Genomic DNA, 23697 nt, shown 5'->3' on the forward strand with positions numbered 1-23697 from the left:
AGTTAGGCTGCGTGCTATATCGGATAAAGGAGTGACCGGAGATGTCGAACCACGTTGCGCTGTTGCTAAAGCTTTTTGCCCTGTTCTTTTTCACCCTAATGATGCTTATTCCTATTAGCATGATCCTTAACCTGATCGATAGCCGCAACGACTATCGACAGAGCGTTATCAGTCGTATTCAGGATGGCACTAGCGGGCAACAAACCGTTATCGGCCCTATTATTGCAATCCCCTATACCCTGTATCAAAAAGAGAAAGACGATAAAGGCGTCACTAAAACGGTATCCATCGATCGTACGCACTATGTGCTTCCTTCAAAGCTATCCGTGGACGGTCACGTTAACGTCGAGCCTCGCAAAGTGGGGATCTATCAGGCGCAGGTATACCAGAGCGAACTAGCGTTTAAAGGCGTGTTTATGCCGCTTAAAGCAGCCAATAATAGTTCTATCAGTTACGGAGTACCGTACGCGATTGTCGCGCTGTCTGATTCTCGCGGCATTACACGAGTCCCTGAAATTCAAATGGATAAAAAATCGCTTCTGTTTGAAGCAGGAACAAACTCGTCGAAGTTTTCACAGGGCATACACGCTATGCTGCCAGAGGGAATACTTAACGGCAGCGAGCCGATAGGCTTTGAATTCACGCTAGCTCTGCAGGGCAGCGGTCATTTGGCCGTTATGCCCGTGGGGGAAACGTCTACGCTGAGTCTTAACGGCAACTGGCCTCACCCTAATTTTCTGGGCAGTTCCTGCCAAAGCAGAGGGAAGTGAAGGACGACGGCTTTACCGCAACGTGGGAAAGCAGCTGGATCGCGAATAATATCAACAATAACTTTCTGGGTTATGACTACCGAAATCTGGCGACCAAAAACTATACGGAAGAGACCTACAGCGATCGTCGGTACAGCGGAGAATCTCTGCCGACGTTCAGCACGAGCTTTATTGAACCGGTTAATCACTATCAGCTGAATACGCGCACGGTGAAATATGCCATTCTGTTTATCGGCCTAACGTTTGTCGCTTTCTTCCTGTTTGAAGTGCTTAAATCGCTGGCGATTCACCCAGTGCAGTACCTGCTGGTGGCATCAGCATTGACCGTGTTCTACGTTATTCTGCTGGCGCTGTCTGAGCGTATTGGCTTCGCCTGGGCTTACTGTATTGCCGCCGTCAGCTGCTGTAGCCTGATTGGTTTCTACCTGAGTGCGGTACTGCGCGGTGCGCTGCGCGGGTGCGGTTTTGCCTTCGGGCTGCTGGCGCTTTATGGCGTGCTCTATCTGCTTTTACAGTCAGAAGACAATGCGCTGCTGCTGGGGGCTATTCTGCTGTTTATTGCACTAAGCGTGGTAATGACGCTGACCCGCCGCCTCGATTGGTATCAGGTTTCGGGACGAGCTTCTTCATCGTCTTCGAATGTGGGCTCGGCTCCTATTTCTACGACAGCCCCTGTGGCAACCGTAACCGCTAGCGGAGGAGGCGCTCCGGCAGCAGAACAGCAGGCAGTTTCTGACAGTGAGCTAGACAAGGGAGCCCACTGCCATAGCGAAGAGCAGATCGAAAGAAAGAAATATCGTTTGTGGAAATAGCCAACAAAAAGCGGATCGTTTGCATGTAGCACTGTAGATGATGCTGTTCGTCAGAACTGCTTAACACACATCCCCAACAAAAATGTTGGGGATGTTTTGCGTTGTTTTATAATTATGGGGTACTCTTTAGCGGTTTATAATCTATAAAAAACAAACGCTATGAAGTCTAAGTTCAATTACTTCCTTTTTTTCCTTTTATTTCCCTTTAAAACGCCGTTTTTACAGGCGAAAGAAGGCGTTTCCTATCCTCAGAAATCTTCATTCAATGCGTTGGATAATTCGGCTGCACTAACATTTTCCAAAATTAGCCGTTTCTCTGAGACGGACGCGGAGAAAGACAAGGAAAATGAAAATAGCGAAGACAACGACTGGGGTGGCAGTGTCGGCGATGGTAGCGTAGATAAGGGTGACCCCGGCGAACCGGACACGCCCAGCATTCCCGGAGGAGGCGGAGGTGGAGACAGCCTCGAAAACGGCGGGACTGATGAGGGCGCTAGCGATAACGATAACTCGAGCATTTCTGCCAGAAGGTCGGCTAGTGCACTGGTTGCAGTGAATACTCGCGCCGCTGCCGTAAACCTGTGGCAGGCAGAAGATCGCGCATTGGGGCAGCGAATGGACAGCGAGCGCAACGGTGTCAGCGACGGTAACAGTAACAGTGTTTGGATCGGCTATTACGGTGGAAACCGTCGGCAGAAGATGAGTGGCGACAATTCTGGTTTTAAGCAAAACAGTGACGGCTTTATTGTGGGCACCGACAGGCGCCTTGCCGCAAAGCGCGGGCACGTTTTAATTGGCGGTGCGTTTATTCGCGGGCGTTCGGATGTCAATATGCGGGACGAAGGCGATATGGGCAGCAGCATTAACGGCTACGGCGGCACTCTCTACACGTCCTACCGAATGGATAACGGCCTGTTTTTCGACGCTAGCCTAAAGGGCGGACACGTTAAAAATGACGCCTATATTACCTATGCTCACGGGCGTTCTCACAGTAACTACACCACTCGCGGCACTGGCGGCTTCTTGAAAACAGGATGGCGCTTTCAGAATGAAGCTGCGGCCATAGAGCCCTATGCTCGCCTGTCAGCCGTTCGCTACGGTAATCTGAACTATCGACTGGATAACGGCCAGCGCGCGAAAGACAGCGGCTATCGCTCGCTGCGCGTAGAGGGCGGCGTGAGTACCAGCGCTAGGCTGAACGTGAAAAACGTAGAGCTTCGACCCTATTTTAACCTGTCTATAGAAGGTGAAGCGGATGGTAACCACCGAATGACTATCGACGGCGTGAGGGTAAAAGACAGCGACGTCGGTCGTGAAGGTACGGTTGGCCTAGGAACCGACATCCGGATAGCTGAGTTTATTAACGTGTGGGTTGGGGCACAGTATGCCAGAGGCAACAATATGGAAGCGCCCTGGCAGATAGGCTCAGGAATAAGCTACGCGTGGTGATCGCGCCTGCACGTTCACGTTAAGGCGCAAGAACTTACAGCAGCAGCGCGGTCTCTTCCATAATCTGTTCGCACCAGTCAGCAATCCGCCGTTCGCTGAGTTCATACTGAGCGACATCATCAAGAGCCAGTCCGACAAATCGAACGCCGTCCGGGGCGACGGCTCTCTGGCTGGTAAACTGGTACCCTTCGGTCGGCCAATAGCCGACAAACTTGCACCCCAGAGGCTGAAGATGGTCGTGCAGCATGCCCAGCGCGTCAAGGAACCACTCGCCGTAGCCGTCCTGATCGCCCATGCCGTAAAGCGCGACGATTTTTCCGCTCAGGTCTAGACGCTCAAGATCCTGCCAAACGTTAGCCCAGTCTTCCTGAAGCTCTCCGAAATCCCAAGTAGGAATGCCCAAAATGAGGATGGGGTAGTTCTCCATTAGGGTGACTGGTGAGTCTTTTACGTTGTGTAAATCAACCAGTTCTTCACCGAGGATGTCGCGGATTTTTTCTGCCGCCATTTCTGTATAGCAGGTGCTGGAGCCGTAAAAAAGACCGATTTTCATGCTGTATTTGATTCACTGTCGTCACTGAGCGATGGGAAAGTATACCAGATAGGGTATGATCAGACATAATGGGCTCTGTTTTATAGTAGAAGTGGGGGACGCGTGCCGCAGAATCACACGGTGCAGATTGAACAATTTCTTGATGCGCTCTGGCTGGAAAAAAATCTGGCGGAAAACACGCTGGCCTCTTATCGTCTGGATCTTCGAGCGCTGGGCGAGTGGCTGGCGGCGCACGAGCTGACGTTTTTAAGCGCCGAGCCGGAAGACCTACAGAGTTTTCTCGCTGACCGCATGGACGGAGGCTACAAGGCCAGCAGTTCAGCCAGAATGCTTAGCGCGATGCGCCGATTCTTTCAATATCTGTACCGTGAAAAGGCTCGCCCCGACGATCCCTCTGCTCGACTTGCTTCTCCCAAGCTGCCCCAGCGCTTGCCTAAAGACCTCACCGAAGAGCAGGTTGAGTCTCTGCTTCAGGCTCCCGGCGTGGAAGACCCGTTAGAGCTGAGGGACAAGGCTATGCTGGAAGTGCTGTATGCCACCGGCCTTCGGGTGTCTGAGCTGGTGGGGTTGCTCAATGGCGACGTGAGCCTTCGCCAAGGCGTTGTGCGGGTAACCGGCAAAGGCGACAAAGAGAGGTTGGTGCCGCTCGGCGAGGAAGCAGTCTACTGGCTGGAGCGCTATCTGGCCTACGGTCGCCCATGGTTGATCAATAACGGCGCTCTGGATATTCTGTTTCCCAGCCGTCGCGGGCAAAAAATGACGCGTCAGACTTTCTGGCACAGAATCAAACATTATGCTTTACTGGCGGGCATTGACAGCGAAGCGCTTTCTCCGCACGTATTGCGTCACGCGTTTGCAACACACTTATTGAACCACGGTGCTGATTTACGTGTCGTACAGATGCTGTTAGGCCATAGCGATCTGTCGACGACCCAGATTTATACGCACGTTGCGACCGAACGGTTGAAACTGCTACATCAACAACACCATCCGCGCGCTTAGGCGGATGACGAAAGGACGCAACTTTTTAAAGGAAAGAGAATGAAAAAAGGTTTCTTATTACTGACCCTAGCGCTGACGGCGTTTTCCTATACAGCTTCAGCAGACGATGCCGCCATTAAACAGGCGCTGGGCCAGAAGCTGGGCGCGACGGAAGTCGATATTCTGCCTTCTCCGATTGCCGGGTTGCAGACCGTGCTGACTGACGGTGGCGTTATGTACGTTTCCAGTGACGGTAAACACGTTCTACAGGGGCCAATGTACGACATCAGCGGGCCAATGCCGGTTAACGTGACCAACGAGCAGCTGTCGCCGATCCTGACCAAGCGTTTAGACGCGCTGAAAGATGAAATGATTGTCTACAAAGCGCCGCAGGAAAAATACGTAGTGACAGTATTTACCGATATCACCTGTGGCTACTGCACCAAGCTGCATAAAGAAATGCAGGGCTATAACGAGCAGGGCATCACCGTTCGCTATCTGGCCTATCCGCGTCAGGGCATTGAGTCAGCAGCGGAAAAAAATATGGCTTCCATCTGGTGTGCCGAAGACCGCATGACGGCGTTTGACAACGCGATGGCCGGCAAGGCGATTAAACCCGCCACTTGTAACATCGATATCAAGCGTCACTATATGCTGGGCTCACTGTTTGGCATCCAAGGGACGCCCGCCATCGTTATTGACGGCACCACCGTACAGCCGGGCTACAGCGCGCCTAGTGAGCTAAAAGCAACGCTGGACGCCTACGCCGCCCATAAGAAAGCGAGCGCGGCTCAGTAAGCCTGACTGTATTTATTACGTTTTGGCGCCCGCTGGCGTAGTTTCTGCCCAGCGGGCGCTGTGTTTTTCAACAAAAAATGACATTCCTGTAGCCCATGACCATTAAAACTGAGCTTCGCCGCCGCCCTCAAATAGACGGCAGCTTTTTGCCGCCAACGATTTCACCACTGCTGCGCCGCCTTTATGCCTCTCGAGGCGTAACAACCGCTGAACAGCTGGAAAAAGGGGCAAAAGGGCTTTTGGGCTACCAAAGCCTTGTCGGCATTGAGCCGGGCGTAGAGCTATTGGTTCAGGCGCTGCACGAGCGAAAGCGAATAGTCATTGTTGGCGACTTTGACGCCGATGGGGCAACCAGCACTGCGCTGAGCGTGCTGGCGCTGCGCAGCATGGGGTTTCCCTCCGTAAAATACCTAGTGCCAAATCGCTTTGAGGACGGTTACGGCCTGAGCCCTGAAGTGGTGGAGCAGGCAGCTGAACTGGGTGTAGATCTTATCGTGACTGTGGACAACGGCATTTCCTCTCACGCGGGGGTGGACTGTGCTCACGACAAAGGCATTCAGGTGCTGGTTACCGATCACCACCTGCCAGGGGACTCGCTGCCTGCCGCTGAGGCGATTATTAACCCTAACCTGAACGACTGTGAATTTCCTTCCAAGTCTCTGGCGGGAGTCGGCGTTGCGTTCTATCTGATGTTGGCGCTGCGCGCCAGACTGAGAAAGGACGACTGGTTTGCGAACCAGAATATTGCTGAACCCAATCTGGCTGAGCTGCTCGATCTGGTTGCCCTTGGCACCGTCGCTGACGTCGTGGCGCTGGACGCCAACAACCGCATTTTGGTGCATCAGGGGCTAAACCGCATTCGTGCCGGGCAGTGCCGAGCTGGGATCCGGGCGCTGTTGGAAGTGTCGGAGAGGGACGCTCGAAAGCTGACCGCTAACGATCTGGGGTTCTCGCTGGGGCCGCGCCTTAACGCCGCTGGGCGCTTGGACAACATGTCTATCGGCGTGGAGCTTCTGCTGTGCGACAGCATGACAGAGGCGAGGGCCATGGCCAGCGATCTCGATGCGCTAAACCAGACTCGCCGTGAAATAGAGCAGGGGATGCAGGTCGAAGCGCTAAAGCTATGTGATGAGCTGGAACAGGGAGCCGACGCGCTGCCCTATGGGCTAGCGATGTATCACCCTGAGTGGCATCAGGGTGTGGTAGGGATTTTGGCGTCCCGCATCAAAGAGCGCTTTTATCGCCCGGTGATTGCTTTTGCTCCCGCCGGTAACGGAGTGCTGAAGGGCTCTGGTCGCTCGATTGCAGGGCTGCACCTGCGCGACGCGCTGGAACGGCTGGATACGCTGTATCCCGGCCTGATGCTGCGCTTTGGCGGCCACGCGATGGCCGCGGGTCTGTCTATCGAAGAGACCCGTTTCGACGAGTTTCGCCAGCGTTTTGCCGAGCTGATTGGCGATTGGCTAGACCCTTCTGCGCTGGAAGGCGTAGTCTGGACGGACGGCGAGCTGGAAAGCCCGCTTTTGACGCTACAAACCGCCGAAGAGCTGCGCGATGCAGGGCCTTGGGGGCAGGCTTTCCCTGAGCCGACGTTTGACGGCTCGTTCAAAATTTTACAGCAGCGGTTGCTGAAAGATCGTCATCTGAAGATCACGGTGGAACCGGTTGGCGGCGGCGCGTTGCTGGACGGGATCGCCTTTAACGTAGATACGACACAGTGGCCGGATCCCAGCGTAAAAGAGGCGACAATCGCCTATAAGCTCGATGTTAACGAGTTTCGCGGCAACCGCAGCGTACAGCTGATGATTCAACACCTGTGGGCGAAGTAGTAAAAGACACAACGAGAGGAATATCGAGAAAAGTCGCAAAAATTAGCGTCAATTAGCCCAACTCTTCAGAAATTACACCATAAAAATCCAGCCTGCGGCTATATTCCGCAGGCCAGATCCGCTAGAATTACGCGTTTGTAGAAAATCCAGTCCACGCAGCGATTAACGGTAGCGACAAATCATGTTTGAAATAAATCCGGTAAAAAACCAGATACAGGACCTGTCTGAACGGACAGCCGTTCTGAGGGGGTATCTTTGACTACGATGGCAAGAAAGAGCGCCTGGAAGAGGTCAACGCAGAGCTAGAACAGCCTGACGTATGGAACGAGCCCGAGCGGGCTCAGGCGCTGGGTAAAGAGCGCTCCTCCCTTGAAGCCATTGTAGAAACGATTGAACACATCGAGCAGGGATTGGAAGACGTTTCCGGCCTGCTGGATCTGGCCGTTGAAGAGGACGATGAAGACACGTTCAACGAGACGGTACAGGAAGTCGAACAGCTGGAAAACCGCCTTGGGCAGCTAGAGTTCCGCCGCATGTTCTCCGGCGAGTACGACAGTGCTGACTGTTACATCGATATTCAGGCCGGCTCAGGCGGCACCGAAGCGCAGGACTGGGCCAGCATGCTGGTGCGGATGTACCTGCGCTGGGCTGAAGCCAAGGGCTTCAAGACTGAAATGATTGAAGAGTCTGACGGCGATGTGGCTGGAACCAAGTCAGCAACCATCAAAGTGATGGGCGACTACGCCTACGGCTGGCTGCGTACGGAAACCGGCGTACACCGCCTGGTGCGTAAGAGTCCGTTTGACTCCGGCGGTCGCCGCCACACCTCCTTTAGCTCTGCGTTTGTCTACCCGGAAGTTGATGACGATATTGATATTGAAATCAATCCGGCAGACCTGCGCATTGATGTTTACCGCGCCTCTGGCGCCGGTGGTCAGCACGTCAACAAAACCGAATCCGCCGTGCGTATTACTCACATGCCAACCAATATCGTGGTGCAGTGCCAGAACGATCGCTCTCAGCATAAGAACAAAGATCAGGCAATGCGTCAGTTAAAGGCCAAGCTGTATGAGTTTGAGATGCAGAAAAAGAATGCCGACAAGCAGCAGATGGAAGAGAACAAATCGGATATCGGCTGGGGCAGCCAGATCCGCTCTTACGTGCTGGACGATTCGCGCATTAAAGATCTGCGCACCGGCGTTGAAACACGCAACACTCAGGCCGTACTTGATGGCGACCTGGACAGGTTTATTGAAGCCAGCCTCAAGGCCGGGCTATAAGAAAGGGTAACGCTAACATGTCTGAACAATCTCAAGCGCACGACGTTGCGCAATCCGCTGCGGAGCTAAATAACGAACTTCAGGCTCGTCGCGAAAAGCTGGCGCAGCTTCGCGAGCAGGGAAACCCCTTCCCGAACGATTTTCGTCGCGATGCAGTTTCCTGCGATCTGCACGGGCAGTACGACGAGAAAAGCAACGAAGAGCTGGAAGCGCTAGGGCTGGAAGTGGCTATCGCTGGCCGTATGATGACGCGCCGCATTATGGGCAAAGCCTCTTTTGCCACACTGCAGGACGTTGGTGGCCAGATCCAGATCTATGTTTCTCGCGACGATCTGCCGGAAGGCGTTTACAACGAACAGTTTAAAAAATGGGATTTGGGCGACATCATCAGTGCGCGCGGCAAGCTGTTTAAGACCAAGACTGGCGAACTGTCCGTTCACTGTCACGAAGTGCGTCTGCTGACTAAAGCGCTGCGCCCGCTGCCGGACAAGTTTCACGGCCTGTCAGATCAGGAAACTCGCTACCGTCAGCGCTATCTGGATCTGATCACCAATGAACACTCTCGTCGCACGTTTGTGATTCGTTCTAAAATTCTGGCCGCGATCCGCAGCTTTATGGTGCAGCGCGACTTTATGGAAGTAGAAACGCCGATGATGCAGGTGATCCCGGGCGGCGCGACTGCCCGTCCGTTCATCACCCATCACAACGCGCTGGATATCGACATGTATCTGCGCATCGCACCAGAGCTGTACCTTAAGCGTCTGGTGGTGGGTGGATTTGAGCGGGTATTTGAAATCAACCGTAACTTCCGCAACGAAGGGGTGTCTCCGCGTCATAACCCTGAGTTCACGATGATTGAACTTTATATGGCCTATGCGGACTATAAAGACCTGATTGCGTTGACCGAAGACCTGTTCCGCTCTCTGACGCAGGACGTGCTGGGTACCACGACCGTCGAGTACGGCGACCAGACGTTTGATTTCGGCAAGCCGTTCGTCAAGATGACGATGAAAGAGGCCATTTGCCACTATCGTCCGGAAACCAACGTTGCCGATCTTGACGATATGGAGAAGGCGACGGCTATTGCACAGTCTCTGAACATTAAGGTTGAGAAGAGCTGGGGTCTGGGTCGCGTTCAGTGCGAAATCTTTGAAGAGGTCGCCGAGAGCCACCTGATTCAGCCGACATTTATTACCGAATATCCGGCAGAAGTGTCGCCGCTGGCGCGCCGCAACGATGAAAATCCGTTTATCACCGATCGCTTTGAGTTCTTTATCGGCGGTCGTGAAATCGGCAACGGCTTCTCTGAGCTGAACGATGCAGAAGATCAGGCCCAGCGCTTTGCCGATCAGGTTAGCCAGAAGGACGCAGGCGATGACGAAGCCATGTTCTACGATGAAGACTACGTCGTTGCTCTGGAGCACGGCCTGCCGCCAACCGCGGGCTTAGGTATTGGTATTGACCGTTTGGTCATGCTGCTAACCGACAGCCACACGATCCGTGATGTTATCCTGTTCCCGGCAATGCGTCCGCAGAGATATTAGTCGTAGCGGTAGAAAAGTAAAAAGAGAGCGAAAGCTCTCTTTTTTTATGAAATTTTTGGCTCTGAGCCTGAAAACAGATTGAGAAAAACAGGCTATTGAATATATTTTTAACCGTACGTTTTTATTAGTTTTATTTTCCACTCACATTTTTACTGAATTATTTATACCTCTTTAATTATCCATTATTTATTATACTAATAAGCGTTTTATTAATGAGAATGTTTATTTTTCGCGAGTGAGAATAATTCTTTTTCCTTTTGTTTTTCAGGAGATAACCTATGCCTATAATAGGTACATACTATCTGAAAATTTTTTTACGGGTGCTATACTTTAAACATATTAAGCAGTACGCCAATCTTAAATGACAGAGAGGACATGAATAATGAGCACGGTTAAATCACTAAAAACAAAAGACTCTAAATTGGCATTCACTCGCATCGATGTCGCTGACAGCGTAAAAATTTCATCCATTAAAGCGTTGAACCACATGGTTGCCCAACTGGCCGATTTGGCACTGATCACCAAGCAGGCACACTGGAACATGAAGGGGCCTAACTTTATCAGCGTGCATGAGATGATTGACGGTTTCCGCGACACGCTGCTTGAGCATCAGGATACTTTTGCAGAACGCGTTGTACAGTTCGGCGGAACGGCGATGGGTACGCTGCAGGCCGTTGCAGTAGCCACCACTCTGAAGGCTTACCCAACGGATATTTACACCGTTGAAGATCATCTGAAGGCGCTGGCTGACCGCTATGCCATCGTCGCTAACGAAATGCGTAAAGCCATTACGGAAGCGGAAGATGAAGACGTCGCAGATATGTTTACCGCCGCTTCCCGCGATCTGGACAAGTTCCTGTGGTTTATGGAAGCGCATCTGGCCTAAGCCAATTTGATGATTAATAGAGCCCCGACAGCGTTCCGCTGTCGGGGCTTTTCTTTTTGTCGCAATGATGCACTCGGGGTTTTCTTATCGCCAGAGGCAATAGAAAGGTGCATGATAGGTTTTCACCACATTATTTCACGCCGTAACACATAATAAGCAGAGGGGCTATCGTCATGCAGCTCGACTTTTATCAGCGCATTAAGCCGCCGCACCTTCATCTGTCTATTCAGGAAGAGCGGGATGCACCAGCAATCTTTGCGCTGATTGAAGCTGAACGACCGCGCCTGAGAAAAACGCTGCCGTGGCCGGATTCGGTGCGCTCTGTTGAAGACTCACTAAAAACCATTCGCGATAATCGAATACTGTTTGGTCAGGCCAAGTCCGCCGTTTATCTGATCCGCTGGGACGGTGAGATTGCCGGCCTAGTGGCGTTTAATACCCTGATAGACCGAGAGGGGACTATCGGCTACTGGATTTCGTCTGCGTTTGAGGGAAAGAGCGTAGCCTATGCCGCTGTTTCCTGCCTGATTGAATGGTATACGGAGGCGGACGTCTTGGACTCGTTTGTGATTCGCTGTTCGACAGAAAACGAGCGTAGCGCCAGACTGGCCGAAAGGTTAGGCTTTCAGCTAGACACAATTGTGGAAAAAGCGGAAAAAATCGGCGATCGCTATCTGGATCACCGAGTGTATCGCTTAAGTACCAAGGGCTAATGAATGAACACTAGAGGTCTTTAAGCAGCTTGGCTTCGACCTTGGCAATCAGATAGTCTTTAAATAAAGAAAGCCTGGCAGGGTAGTGCTCCCGACGCTTGTAAAACAGATTCATATCAAACGTGCTGGCCATGTAGTTTTCCAGCATGCTGACGAGTCTCCCTGAAGCGATATCGTCTGAAACCAGCGACAGAGGCATATAGGCAATACCTGCGTGGTTCAGTGCCAGTCGCTTTAAAATCTCAGAGTTATCGCATTCAAAGAAGTTGGGGATGCTGTAGATATTCATTTTACCGTTAAAGAAAAACTGCCATTTATTGCCGCCCACCAGGCTTTTTGAATACAGGCAGCGGTGATTAACTAAGTCTTCTGGGGTCTGTGGCAGCGGATGTTTGCTGAGGTAAATCGGAGAGGCGACGGTCACCAGCGGTTCGCTGACTAGGCGCTTTCGTACGTCGGAAGAGTCGTGGTCTATTTTTCCTTTATAGGTAGCGACCGCTCGAATCGAAAAGTCGACCTCGTCCACCAGATTTACCGGGAACGGATTGATAAACAGCTTGACCTTGATCTTAGGGTATTCAATCAGAAACTCGGAAATAATGTCTACTAGATAGTCGGTGGCGAACAGCGGCGTTGAGGCAATGCGGATAAGCCCCACGTAGTCGTTGCCAGTACTGACGACTTCCTCAATCATCTCTCTGGCTTCACGAGCCAGAGGCTCAAATTTCTCATACAGGTGCAGACCGGTTTGCGAAGGCGATACTCGACGGGTCGATCGTTTGAGCAGGCTAACGCCCATCTCTTTTTCAAGCTCAGCGACCCAGCGGCTGGCGGCAGAAACGGAGATGTTGAATTCTTCGGCTGCTTTGCTTAATGAGCCTGATTTTACTACGGCGCAAAAGAAAATTATCTTATCGAACACGGAGGCTGTTCCTTTTTATTGTTATGTGAATATTGCGTCGTTGTCGCATTGAAGACGCAAATTTTACAGTCGATTTACCTCTTGCGCGTTTTTGTGCGTCACAAAATGGAATAATATTCGGTTGACTTGCGATGTGGCATCGCAAAAAAACGGTCGCACAGGGCGACCGTTTGTGAGGGTGTATAGCGGCAAACTGCGATCAGACGTTTTTAAGAACGATGGCAACGCCCATACCGCCACCGATACACAGTGAAGCCAGACCGAACTGATTGCCTCGGCGCTTCATTTCGTGGATCAGGCTAACGACAATACGGCCGCCGCTGGCACCCAGCGGGTGACCTAAAGCGATAGCGCCGCCGTTGACGTTGGTGTGTTCCATAATTTCTTCAATAGTGCAGTCGTGCTCGGCGGCCAGCTCGCGCAGTACACCAAGTGACTGTGCAGCAAAGGCTTCATTCAGCTCGATAAGCTCCATGTCCTGCAGGCGCTTTCCGGCTTTTTTCAGCGCTTTTGAAATCGCTGGAACCGGACCCAGACCCATAACTTTCGGATCGACACCGGCCTGAGCGTAGCCAACGATCTCAGCGATAGGCTTCAGGCCGTGTTTCACAACGGCTTCTTCACTGGCAACGATGACTGCACAGGCGCTGTCGTTCAGGCCAGAGGCGTTGGCAGCAGTAACGGTACCGCCCTCTTTTTTGAACGCTGTTTTCAGTCTTTCAATATCTTCTAGCGTGGTAAAAGGCTTGATGTACTCGTCGGTTTCGAAAATCACTGAGCCTTTACGGGTCTCAATAACCACCGGAACGATTTCATCCTGAAAGCGCCCCTGTTCTTGAGCTGCGGCTGCTTTTTGCTGGCTGGCCAGCGCAAAGGCATCCTGCTCTTGGCGACTAATGGAGTGTTTCTCAGCAATGTTTTCCGCCGTGACGCCCATGTGGATACGGTGGACGGCATCGGTCAGGCCGTCAAGTATCATGGAGTCTTCCAGCGAGATGCCGCCCATTTTAACGCCCTGGCGGACTTTGCTCGGCATCAGGAACGGTGCCGCGGACATGTTTTCCATCCCTGCGGCCATTACCATCTCAGCGTCGCCCGCTTTAATGTGCGAAGCGGCGTCCATAATGGTTTTCATGCCGCTGCCGCACAGCATGTTCAGCGTATAGGCAGGAACTTCATCAGGGATCCCTGCTTTGAGTGCGGCGTGGCGCCCGGGGCTCTGCCCTTGACCGGCGGTCAGAACGTTGCCGACGATGGCTTCATCCAGCCAGGCCGGATCGATGGTGGCTTTTTCCATCGTTTTGCGCATCACCTGACTGGCAATGTCATAAGCGGGCAGAGAGGAAAGGGAACCACAGAAGCTGCCGATCGCCGCCCGCTTGGCGGCGACGATGTATACTTTTCTTGTCATAAATCACCTCAATGTGCGAACTGCATATGTGAATTACAGCGTCAGCCCGCCGTCGATTTTCAGAACCTGACCAGTGATGAACTTGGCCTTTTCTGACGCCAGGAACAGCACGCCTTCGGCGATGTCTTCCGCCGTTGCCATACGGCCCAGAGGCGTTTTCGCATTGATGGCTTCCAGCACTTTTTCCGGCAGGTCTTTGGTCATTGGGGTTTCGGTGAAGCCCGGTGCAACGCAGTTAGCGCGGATTTGCGCACCCTTACGGGCAAATTCTTTAGACCAGCCCTTGGTCATGGCGATAACGCCGCCCTTGGTGGCTGCATAGTTGCTTTGACCAACGTTGCCGTCGGTGCCGACAACAGAGGACATAGTGATGATGGAGCCTTTGCCGTTTTCCGTCATCAGGGCAACAATCGCCTGAGTCATGTTGAACACGCCCTTGAGGTTTACGTTGATAACCGCATCCCAGTCTTCTTCGGTCATTTTGCCGATCATGTTGTCGCGGGTGATGCCGGCGTTGTTGACCAGTACGTCGATTTGACCGAATTCGGCTTTGACCTGCTCAACGAACGCCGCGATGCCGGGGCGATCGCAGACGTTCAACTTGGCTGGACGAACGTTGGAGAAGCGGCCTTCCAGACCTTGTAAATCCTGTTCGTTCATGTCGACGGCGAAAATCATGCGCGCGCCGGCTTCAGAGAACTTTTTGACGATTTCCAGACCAATGCCGCGGCCTGCGCCGGTAACAACACAGATTTTGTTTAACATCGCTTTTCTCCTGTCAAAAATAAAAAGTAAGTCGGTTACTGCCGCTTTCGCGATAGGGCAAAAGCGGCGGGTTGGGTTATTTCAACTGCAGGCCGATAGGGCGGTCGTGGAACAGCGCTTCGTCCATGACTTTCAGGTCTGGGCTGATAATTGGCGCAAAGTCCATCTTCGCCAGAACGTCGTTTTCCAGAGAAACGCCCGGTGCGATTTCAATCAGCTCCAGCCCCTGCGGAGTCAGACGGAAGACCGCGCGTTCAGTGATGTACAGAACGGGTTTTTTGTTGTCGTTCGCCGTTTTGGCAGAGAAGGTGATTTGCTGGACTTTGTCGATGAACTTGTTGATATCACCGTCTTTGACGATTGTCAGCCTGCCGTCGCCGACTTGGATGTCGAACTTACCGGCGGTGAAAGTGCCGCAGAAGAACACCTCTTTGGCATTCTGGGTAATGTTGATAAAACCGCCGCAGCCGGGAATTTTGGTGCCAAAGCGGGAGACGTTAAGGTCACCGATTTTGTCGCATTCGGCCAGACCCAAGAATGCCTGATCGATACCGCCGCCATCGTAGAAGTCAAACTGCTGATCCTGAGTGACGATGGCTTCCGGGTTTGCGGAAGCGCCGAAGCTCAGGCCACCAGCGGGGGTACCGCCGATAGCGCCGGGTTCGACGGTCAGGTTTAGCTCAGAGGCCTGCCCTTCTTCAGCAACTACCGCAGCAATATATTCCGGCAGTCCAATGCCTAGATTGAGCACAGCTCCGCGCTTCAGCTCTTGAGCAGCTCGGCGAGCGACGACCTTCTTAGCGTCCAGCTTGACTGGCTGAACCTCTTTTTCGACTTTCGGCGTTAGGCGGCAGTAGGCGTCGTTTTGCTGTTCAGCAAAGGTCTGCATGTGGTCAGCTTCGTTTTCTACCACCACTACCATGTCTACCAGAATGCCTGGGATGCGGACGTTTTGTGGCTCCAGCGTACCGGCTTTAACTTTGCGCTTCACCTGAACGACGACAAGCCCGCCGTTGTTTTTCACCATCTGTGCCGCTGCCAGGTTCTCAACGAACAGGCACTCGTCTTCCATGGTGATGTTGCCGTTTTCATCGGCTGTGGTGCCGCGAAGCAGCGCAACGTTTGCGTCCAGACGCTTGTAGAACAGATATTCTTTGCCGTGAATGGTGATGACTTCAACCCAGTCTTCTTTGGTTTCTTTGTTGATCTTGCCGCCTTCAATGCGCGGGTCGACAAAGGTACCAAGGCCTACGTGACTAAGGGTGCCTGGTTTGCCCGCTGCGGTGTCGCGCATCAGGTGGGCGATAATGCCCTGCGGCAGGTTGTAGCCGGTAATTTTTCCTTCATTAGCCAGCTTTTGCAGCTTAGGAATAAGCCCCCAGTGACCGCCGATGGCGAACGACACCAGACCTTCTTCTGCCAGATTGTTAACCGCTCTTTCAGCGGAGTCGCCCTGACCTGCGGCAAAGTAGAGGGACAGGTCGCGCGGATGGCCTTCGCTTCGAAAGCGTGAGCCAATGGCTTTTTCCAGCGCCTCAGGAACAACGGCACCGATAAAGCCGCCGAGTACCAGCCGATCGCCATCTTTGACGGCATGAGAGAATTCGTCGAGTGAAACAAATTGAACTGCCATATCGTTATCCTTGTTAGCCTATGTCCTGAGAATCAAACCAGCCCGGTCATGTAGTACACAGCGATGATGAAGAACACCGCCAGCGTCTTAATGCAGGTCACAGCGAAGATGTCTTTGTAAGACTCTTTGTGGGTTAGGCCGGTAACGGCCAGCAGTGTGATAACCGCGCCGTTGTGGGGCAACGTATCCATACCGCCGGACGCCATAGCGACGACGCGGTGTAGGACTTCAGGGCTAATGCCTGCGGCCTGAGTTGCAGCCAGCAGCTGATCGCCCATCGCAGCCAGCGCGATGCTCATACCGCCGGAGGCAGAGCCGGTGACGCCAGCCAGAGAGGTGACGGTGATAGCGGCGTTAACCAGCGGGTTAGGAATACTGGTCAGCGCGTCGCGAATTAGCATAAAGCCCGGTAGTGCAGCGATAACAGCGCCAAAGCCGTATTCAGAGGCGGTGTTGACCGATGCCAGCATGGCGCCGCCGATAGCGGTTTTGGTGCCTTCGGCAAAGTTCTTTTTCACCACTCTAAATGCAGTTACCAGAACAAAAATAATGCCCAGAATCAGGGCTGCCTCAACGGCCCAGATACCGACAACGGAAGGTACTTTGGTGACTAGCGGCTCTTTCAGACCCGGTAAGTCGACGACGTGCTGAGCGCCGTACCACATTGGGATAAGCTTGGTGAACGCCATGTTGGCTACGCCGATAAGGATCAGCGGAGCGATAGCCAGCCATGGAGACGGCAGGTCGCTGGTATCAACCGGAGCCGGTTCGTTCAGCAGATTAGTGCCGTAACCCTCGCCTTTACGAATGGCAGTACGCAGGCGCCAGTTGAGGTAAAGCATGCCGACGCAGAATACAAATACTGCACCAAGGCAGCCTAAAATGGGCGCAGCCAGCGTTGTGGTACCGAAGAACGTAGTTGGGATAATGTTTTGGATCTGCGGCGTGCCGGGCAGGGCGTCCATGGTGAACGAGAACGCGCCGAGGGCTACCGCGCCAGGAATGAGGCGCTTAGGCAGATTCCCCTGACGGAACATTTCTGCGGCAAACGGATAGACCGCAAACACCACCACAAACAGCGATACACCGCCGTAGGTCAGCAGGGCGCAGACGATAACGATAACCATAATGGCGCGCTCACGACCTACCCATTTGATGACCGCTGCGACGATGGATTTAGAAAAACCCGACAGCTCGATCACTTTGCCGAAGACGGCACCAAGCAGGAATACAGGGAAGTACAGTTTGATAAAGCCAACCATCTTGTCCATGAACAGGCCGGAGAAGACCGGAGCCACTGCGGCAGGCTGGGTGAGCAATACGGCGGCAAGAGCGGCTATGGGCGCAAATAGGATGACGCTATAGCCACGGTAGGCGGCGAACATTAGAAAACATAGCGCGCCGAGAACAATAATGAACTCCATCGATGCGTTTCTCCTCAAAATAAGTAGAGTACGGTTTGTAAAATTTTTCTGACGAGAAATAGAGCGTTTTCTTTTTGCGCTCAGTGTTATTTTTCTTTTCTCGCCAGAGGAGTGCGTGTTTTTTTGACCTGTTTGATAAATAGAGAACAGGGCTGAATTACTTTCCCTGTGGATGCGGATATTAATCAGCCCTCTTTCATCAGTAAATAAGCGTTATTGCAAAGAAGGGATAATTGGGTTTTTGTTAACAATTTGATTAATTCATTAAAATCATTATGTTGAGCTTGTTTTTGAGGGTGCTGAATCGTTTTTATTTCGCTGGAGGGGAAAATCATTTTTGCAAAAATGGAATTGCATAATTGGGAAATAGATTTTCGGCAACGGGTGCAGATTCTATTAATCAATGAAATGGGAGGATTTATTTCATTTGACTAATTTATATTATTTATAAGGATAAAATAAATATTTATTAGTCTTAATATTTTTTATGGCTTTTATTCGTGAGCGGAAAATAAAAGAGGAGAAAGAGCGCACATTTTGTGTGTTCTTCTGATGAAGACGCCATGTTGTCCTTAAAGGATGCTGGGCGGTAAGAGCCCTGACCGTTTATTGCACATCTGAAAAAATAATGTGCGGCCCGCGCAATTCCGGCTTTATCTTCTCGAATGAGAGGATTATAATTTTTCCGCTTCATCAGACCTACCTACCGCGGGTGTAGTTCAATGGTAGAACGAGAGCTTCCCAAGCTCTATACGAGGGTTCGATTCCCTTCACCCGCTCCATTTTCACCACCACAGAACTCCACCAGCTACGGGTTCAATTCAGCCCTTTATTTCCTCCAGACTAAACGTGATGTTGTGCTTCTTCACTTTGTACTGAAGCGCCCCGCGGGAAACGCCCAATACTCTTGCCGCTTTAGCCACGCATCCCTGAGATGCTTTTAGCGCTTCAATTAAAAGCTGATTTTCATAGGCTTCAAGTTTATCCGTTAGCGTTGTCCCTTGCGCAGAGGGGGGGTCATAGCGGATTTCTTTTTGACGAGGTGGCTGTGGAGGCTTTTCCGCAGAAAAATTAGTAATTACGTCCGTTTCATTGTTAAAAATAAGCTCATTTAGCGGGCCTGGCTCTTTTTGAAGTATCAGGCTCCGCACAATGACGTTCTCCAGCATCCTGACGTTGCCGGGCCACTCGTATTCCAGCAGCTGCTTTTCAACCGATGAAGGGAAGGGATACACCTGCATATTGCTGCTTGCCTGATGTTTAGCCATAAAGTGGCGGGCTAGCGGAATGATTTCATCTTTTCTCTCCCTGAGCGGGGGGATCACAACCATACCTATTTCCAGCCTGTAGAACAGATCGTCACGCAGTCTCTTTTGCCGAAGCATTTCGTAAGGGGATTCGTTCATGGCAACGATAATGCGGATATCTGCACTCAGCTCTTTACTTCCCCCGACTTTCCAGAAGGTTTTTTCCTGAAGAAAGCGCAGGATTTTCCCTTGAACATCAACGGGCATGGCGTTTAGTTCATCCAGAAACAGCGTCCCTCCATTGGCAAGTTCCAGATAGCCTTGGGTATTTTCTGCGCCGGTAAATCCCCCTTTTACTGTACCGAAAAGGGTGCTTTCGATCAGCGTGACGGGTAATGCTCCGCAGTTAAGTGCAATAAAAGGCTTATGGTGACGAGGGCTGTGATTGTGGACGAAATTGGCCAGTAGCTCCTTCCCGGTGCCCGTTTCTCCAATCACCATCACCGGCACATTGCTTGCCGCCAGTCGCGCTGCACCGTCGAGAACCTGCTGCATGGCATCTGAATTATGAATAATTTCAGGCTGTTCGCCTTTCTCCTTGCTAAATAATTTTTCATTTAATACCGATAAATGGCGCTGCAGTTTACGGAAGCGGGACAAATCCTGACCGGATTCGATCACGCCCATAATTGCGCCAGAGGAATTAAAAAGGGGGACTGTAGTGTGCTGGTAGTCAATCAGCTTACCGCTCGGTGTGTAATAGCTTTTTTTGGTGATTGACGGATTCCTCTCCGTACTGCAACGCCTTAAGCATTTCATTGTCATCGGCATGAATGGAAGGGAAAATATTAAGCATATGCTTGCCCAATACTTCATTGCGATGACACTCATCTAGGTCTGCATTTTCCTGATTGTAATAAATGTGTTTCCCTTCGGCATTCAGTACAGAAAAAGGCTGCCCAAGTACATCAAAAAAATGACCAAATATTTTAATTGCCGCCTGTAATTCTGGATCGGTATCAACTTCCATTTTCCTTTCCTTCTGTCCGATGAAAACTAGACATTATGATTAATTTTAATCATATCGCTGATTTTTAGTCATTAGCCATTTTATTTATTTTTAATAAATTCAATTAGTTATATTAATTTATTTTATGGCATAGACCTTGCTTAATAAACCACAGTATTCAAAAGGATAAACGACAATGTATTAAAAGCGCACCTATGGTGTACCGATAAAATTATAAATCGTCAACTACAGGAAACCGGTTATGGACTCTCACAGCAGTAGTGGAAAAATGGGAATATCACAAATCGCACTGTTTTGTATGTGTGCGGTTATTGTCCTTGAAACGCTTACAGCTTCGGCATCAATAGGCCCAAGCGGTTTGTTCTGGTGGGGAATAACGTTAATATTTTTCATTGTACCTTATTCCCTGATTACGTCAGAACTTGGTACGGCCTATCCAGCTGAAGGTGGAATTTATGACTGGATTCGCAGGGCCTTTGGCGCACGGATGTCTACACGAGCCGTTTACTTATACTGGCTGGCGGGGGGGCTATGGATGCCCGCAGGCTATATTTTATTCGCCGGTATGTTTGCGCGCGTTTTTATGCCGGAACTTTCCCTGATGGGGCAGGTAGGTATTGTTCTGGTAATGAGCTGGCTGACCATCGCCTTTATTAATTTTAAAACCAGTGTGGGTATCTGGCTGACGGTATCCGGCGCTATTTTTAAGATTACGGTTATCATGATCCTCGGTATTGCCGGCTTTTATCATCTGTTTATGCACGGTCCTGCTAACGAATTTTCGCTTCAGACGATGCTTCCCTCTGCATCATCGGGTATCGGATTCCTGGCGGTGATTGTTTATAACCTTGTCGGGCTTGAGCTGGTTGCCTGTATGGGTAAAGAGCTCCGCAATCCGGTACGGGATATGCCGCGAGCCATTCTTCTTGCTTCACTGGCAATCGCTTTTCTTTATGTCTTTGGCTCCATGGGGATTCTGATGGCTATTCCGCTGGAAAACCTGAATCTGGTTTCCGGTATTGTTGATGCCCTTGGTCCACTACTGGGAGAAGGTAGTCCATTAATTATTCTGGTTTGCGTCTTTTTTATGCTTTCGATTGTGGGTAATCAGGTGACCTGGGCTATGGCTCCCAGTCGCGCAGCTGCGGAAGCCGCTAGAGAAGGAGAATTACCCGCTTTCATCGGTCGCTGGCATCCTAAAAATAACACGCCTTACTGGGCCAACCGCATTCTCGGTATCGTATCGACAGTGATCACTCTGGTTTATGCCTGGTTTGCTCAGGGAGATAACGCCAACATGTTTTGGTCTATCTTCTCTTTTTCCAGCGCCTGCATCATCATCAGCTATCTGCTGTTCTTCGCGTCCTTTATTAAACTGCGGATTTCCGATCCGTCAACGCCTCGCCCATTCAAAGTCCCGGGAGGGATGCCTGTTGCCATCAGCTGTTCTCTGCTGTGTATGGCGTTCATTTTCATGTGCGCGATGCTGTTTATTTTCCCTGATTTACCAAAAGGTATGATCGACTGGAATCACAGCGGCCCGATTCTGGTGGGAGTCATCATTGTACTGGCGGTGGGTGACATTATTATCCGCCGGGCTGAGAAAGCGCATTCAAAGCTGAGCTATTCAGCTACAGCATCAGAGCAAGAACAGGTTTACACACAATAAGTCTATTAGTCAGACAATAAATCATTATTTGAATAAATTAACGCAAAAGCATCAACCAAGGAGACCATCATGACCAGAAGTGTCACTGTTACTGCAACACAGCTTGCCTGTAGCTGGGGTTTACAGGCTAATATCATGCCTATGAAAAAGCACTATAGCTTCATGCAGGAGGTTGCAGCATGATTGAAGTTACTGAGGTTTCCATCGCCGAGCTGCGCAACGCGCTCGAGTCTGGCCGCACTACGGCGGTTGAACTGGTCAAAGCCTATCTCGCTCGCGTTGCTGCTTACGACGGCCCAGAAACGCAGACGAAACTGAACGCGCTGGTCGTGCGCAATCCGGACGCGCTCAAAGAGGCCGAGGCTTCCGACGCCCGTCGCGCTCGCGGTGAGACGCTTAGCCCGCTGGACGGCATTCCCTACACCGCCAAGGACAGCTATCTGGTAAAAGGCCTTACCGCCGCCTCAGGCAGTCCGGCTTTCAAGGATCTGATCGCCTATCGCGATGCGTTCGCCATCGAGCGTCTGCGCGCCGCCGGCGCTATCTGTTTAGGTAAGACCAACATGCCGCCGATGGCCAATGGCGGTATGCAGCGCGGTGTTTATGGTCGTGCTGAAAGCCCGTATAACGCAAAATATCTCACTGCACCGTTTGCCTCCGGCTCCTCTAACGGAGCGGGTACTGGTACCGCTGCCAGCTTTTCCGCTTTCGGTCTGGCTGAAGAGACCTGGTCAAGCGGTCGCGGTCCGGCGTCTAACAACGGCCTGTGCGCCTATACCCCATCGCGCGGTGTGATCTCAGTGCGCGGTAACTGGCCGCTGACGCCAACAATGGATGTAGTAGTGCCGTATGCTCGCACTATGGCTGACCTGCTTGAAGTGCTGGATGTGGTAGTCGCTGATGACCCAGATACAAGCGGTGACTTGTGGCGTATGCAGCCGTGGGTTGAGATTCCAAAGGCCTCGGAAGTACGTCCGGCCTCCTATCGGGATCTCGCTGTCAAGGCCGACGCTCTTAAGGGTAAACGCTTCGGTGTGCCACGCATGTTTATTAATAAAGATGAGCTCGCAGGCACTAGCGAGAAGCCCGGCATCGGAGGCCCAACGGGCCAGCGCATCAACACGCGTCCGTCAGTAATCGCACTCTGGGAAGATGCGCGCAAGACTCTGGAAGCGGCGGGAGCTGAGGTGATCGAAGTCGATTTTCCGCTGATTTCCAACTGCGAAGGCGACCGTCCCGGTGCGCCGACCGTGTACAACCGAGGCATGGTGTCCAAACAGTTCCTGCATGACGAGCTGTGGGAACTCTCGGGCTGGGCCTACGACAAGTTCCTGCGCGATAACGGCGATCCGAAGCTGAACAGGCTGGTTGATGTCGATGGGCCGCTAATTTTTCCACACGATCCGGGCACTCTGCCAAACCGTGAAGACGATCTTGGCGCCGGCATGGCCGAGTACGTCAATATGGCCAAGCGCGGGCTGAAAAGCTGGGATCAGATCGAGAGCATGCCGGATGGCCTGCGAGGTGTAGAAGAAATTCGCCGGGTCGATTTAGAGGAGTGGATGGATCGCCAGCAGCTGGACGCAGTGCTGTTCCCTACGGTAGCCGACGTTGGCCCAGCCGATGCGGACGTGAATCCGGAGTCTGCTGATATTGCCTGGAGTAACGGCATTTGGGTGGCTAACGGTAACCTGGCTATTCGCCAACAGGGGGTACCTACCGTTACCGTACCAATGGGAGTGATGGCTGATATCGGCATGCCGGTGGGGCTGACCTTTGCCGGTCGTGCGTATGACGACAGCAATCTGTTGCGCTTTGCCGCCGCCTTTGAGTCTACCGGTTCGAAGCGCATGGTGCCGCCGCGCACGCCGCCGCTTGGACGATAAGCATTAAGTAATGAAAAAAGGGATTGGCGCGCAGGCACCAGTCCCTTTTTTATGCTGAAAGAATGCGTTACCTCATTTCCTGAAAGATGAAGGAT

At 51.9% G+C, this 23697-nt stretch carries 18 protein-coding genes, 1 tRNA gene and 1 pseudogene; 12 read left to right on the forward strand and 8 right to left on the reverse strand.

Features of this window, described 5'->3' with window-relative positions:
- Positions 1-119 precede the first annotated feature (119 nt).
- Both creD and DQM29_RS02820 read left to right on the forward strand, forming a co-directional pair.
- Positions 120-1582, forward strand: a pseudogene (creD, locus tag DQM29_RS18350) (cell envelope integrity protein CreD).
- 159 nt (positions 1583-1741) lie between these two features.
- Positions 1742-3031 carry an autotransporter outer membrane beta-barrel domain-containing protein gene (locus tag DQM29_RS02820; RefSeq protein WP_111739209.1) on the forward strand — a complete coding sequence of 430 codons (1290 nt, stop codon included), beginning with the start codon at positions 1742-1744 and terminating at the stop codon, positions 3029-3031.
- A gap of 34 nt (positions 3032-3065) precedes the next feature.
- Here DQM29_RS02820 and fldB read toward each other — a convergent pair whose 3' ends face one another.
- Positions 3066-3584: a flavodoxin FldB gene (gene fldB / locus DQM29_RS02825; RefSeq protein ID WP_111739210.1), complete on the reverse strand. Its 519-nt coding sequence runs from the start codon at positions 3582-3584 to the stop codon at positions 3066-3068.
- Between the two features lie 102 nt (positions 3585-3686).
- On the opposite strand from fldB, the gene xerD reads away from it, so the two are divergent.
- The 7 genes from xerD (at position 3687) to DQM29_RS02860 (ending at position 11615) form a co-directional block, all read left to right on the forward strand.
- Positions 3687-4586: a site-specific tyrosine recombinase XerD gene (xerD, locus tag DQM29_RS02830; protein ID WP_111739211.1), complete on the forward strand. Its 900-nt coding sequence runs from the start codon at positions 3687-3689 to the stop codon at positions 4584-4586.
- A gap of 39 nt (positions 4587-4625) precedes the next feature.
- Positions 4626-5363 carry a bifunctional protein-disulfide isomerase/oxidoreductase DsbC gene (gene dsbC / locus DQM29_RS02835; protein ID WP_111739212.1) on the forward strand — a complete coding sequence of 246 codons (738 nt, stop codon included), beginning with the start codon at positions 4626-4628 and terminating at the stop codon, positions 5361-5363.
- 95 nt (positions 5364-5458) lie between these two features.
- A complete protein-coding gene (recJ, locus tag DQM29_RS02840; RefSeq protein ID WP_111739213.1) occupies positions 5459-7192 on the forward strand; it encodes a single-stranded-DNA-specific exonuclease RecJ in 1734 nt (577 codons plus the stop codon).
- Positions 7193-7373: 181 nt separating this feature from the next.
- Positions 7374-8472 (forward strand): peptide chain release factor 2 gene (gene prfB, locus DQM29_RS02845; RefSeq protein ID WP_111739214.1). Its coding sequence is split into 2 segments (ribosomal slippage): positions 7374-7448 and positions 7450-8472, totalling 1098 coding nucleotides; the frame shifts between segments, so codons are not numbered across the junction.
- A gap of 17 nt (positions 8473-8489) precedes the next feature.
- On the forward strand, positions 8490-10016 hold the full coding sequence (gene lysS, locus DQM29_RS02850; RefSeq protein ID WP_111739215.1) for a lysine--tRNA ligase: 1527 nt from the start codon (positions 8490-8492) through the stop codon (positions 10014-10016).
- A 382-nt stretch (positions 10017-10398) separates the two neighbouring features.
- Entirely contained in the window at positions 10399-10902 is a 504-nt protein-coding gene (dps, locus tag DQM29_RS02855; RefSeq protein ID WP_111739216.1) for a DNA starvation/stationary phase protection protein Dps, read from the forward strand.
- Between the two features lie 173 nt (positions 10903-11075).
- Complete coding sequence (locus DQM29_RS02860) at positions 11076-11615, forward strand: GNAT family N-acetyltransferase (RefSeq protein WP_111739217.1); 540 nt, start codon at positions 11076-11078, stop codon at positions 11613-11615.
- Between the two features lie 10 nt (positions 11616-11625).
- Here DQM29_RS02860 and DQM29_RS02865 read toward each other — a convergent pair whose 3' ends face one another.
- The 5 genes from DQM29_RS02865 to DQM29_RS02885 form a co-directional block, all read right to left on the reverse strand.
- Positions 11626-12537, reverse strand: coding sequence for a LysR family transcriptional regulator (locus DQM29_RS02865; RefSeq protein ID WP_111739218.1), 912 nt, complete (start codon positions 12535-12537; stop codon positions 11626-11628).
- Between the two features lie 199 nt (positions 12538-12736).
- Positions 12737-13948 (reverse strand): acetyl-CoA C-acetyltransferase, encoded by a 1212-nt coding sequence (locus tag DQM29_RS02870; protein ID WP_111739219.1) that lies wholly within the window; start codon positions 13946-13948, stop codon positions 12737-12739.
- A 33-nt stretch (positions 13949-13981) separates the two neighbouring features.
- A complete protein-coding gene (gene fabG, locus DQM29_RS02875; RefSeq protein WP_111739220.1) occupies positions 13982-14713 on the reverse strand; it encodes a 3-oxoacyl-ACP reductase FabG in 732 nt (243 codons plus the stop codon).
- Positions 14714-14789: 76 nt separating this feature from the next.
- Entirely contained in the window at positions 14790-16346 is a 1557-nt protein-coding gene (locus DQM29_RS02880) for an acyl CoA:acetate/3-ketoacid CoA transferase (RefSeq protein WP_111739221.1), read from the reverse strand.
- 32 nt (positions 16347-16378) lie between these two features.
- Entirely contained in the window at positions 16379-17770 is a 1392-nt protein-coding gene (locus DQM29_RS02885; RefSeq protein WP_111739222.1) for a GntP family permease, read from the reverse strand.
- Positions 17771-18478: 708 nt separating this feature from the next.
- On the opposite strand from DQM29_RS02885, the gene DQM29_RS02890 reads away from it, so the two are divergent.
- Positions 18479-18552, forward strand: a tRNA-Gly gene (locus DQM29_RS02890).
- A 39-nt stretch (positions 18553-18591) separates the two neighbouring features.
- Here the strand turns inward: DQM29_RS02890 and DQM29_RS02895 are convergent.
- Complete coding sequence (locus DQM29_RS02895) at positions 18592-19704, reverse strand: sigma-54 interaction domain-containing protein (protein WP_170126474.1); 1113 nt, start codon at positions 19702-19704, stop codon at positions 18592-18594.
- Positions 19705-19759: 55 nt separating this feature from the next.
- The gene (locus DQM29_RS18145) at positions 19760-20047 is read right to left on the reverse strand and encodes a PAS domain-containing protein (RefSeq protein ID WP_170126475.1); all 288 of its coding nucleotides are present in this window, start codon (positions 20045-20047) and stop codon (positions 19760-19762) included.
- A 241-nt stretch (positions 20048-20288) separates the two neighbouring features.
- Between DQM29_RS18145 and DQM29_RS02900 the strand changes: the two genes are divergently transcribed.
- Positions 20289-21716 carry an APC family permease gene (locus DQM29_RS02900; RefSeq protein WP_111739224.1) on the forward strand — a complete coding sequence of 476 codons (1428 nt, stop codon included), beginning with the start codon at positions 20289-20291 and terminating at the stop codon, positions 21714-21716.
- Positions 21717-21895: 179 nt separating this feature from the next.
- Positions 21896-23602 carry an amidase gene (locus tag DQM29_RS02905; protein ID WP_111739225.1) on the forward strand — a complete coding sequence of 569 codons (1707 nt, stop codon included), beginning with the start codon at positions 21896-21898 and terminating at the stop codon, positions 23600-23602.
- The last annotated feature ends 95 nt before the right edge of the window (positions 23603-23697 follow it).

Origin of the sequence: Leminorella richardii (assembly GCF_900478135.1) — a bacterium.
Lineage (GTDB): Bacteria > Pseudomonadota > Gammaproteobacteria > Enterobacterales > Enterobacteriaceae > Leminorella > Leminorella richardii.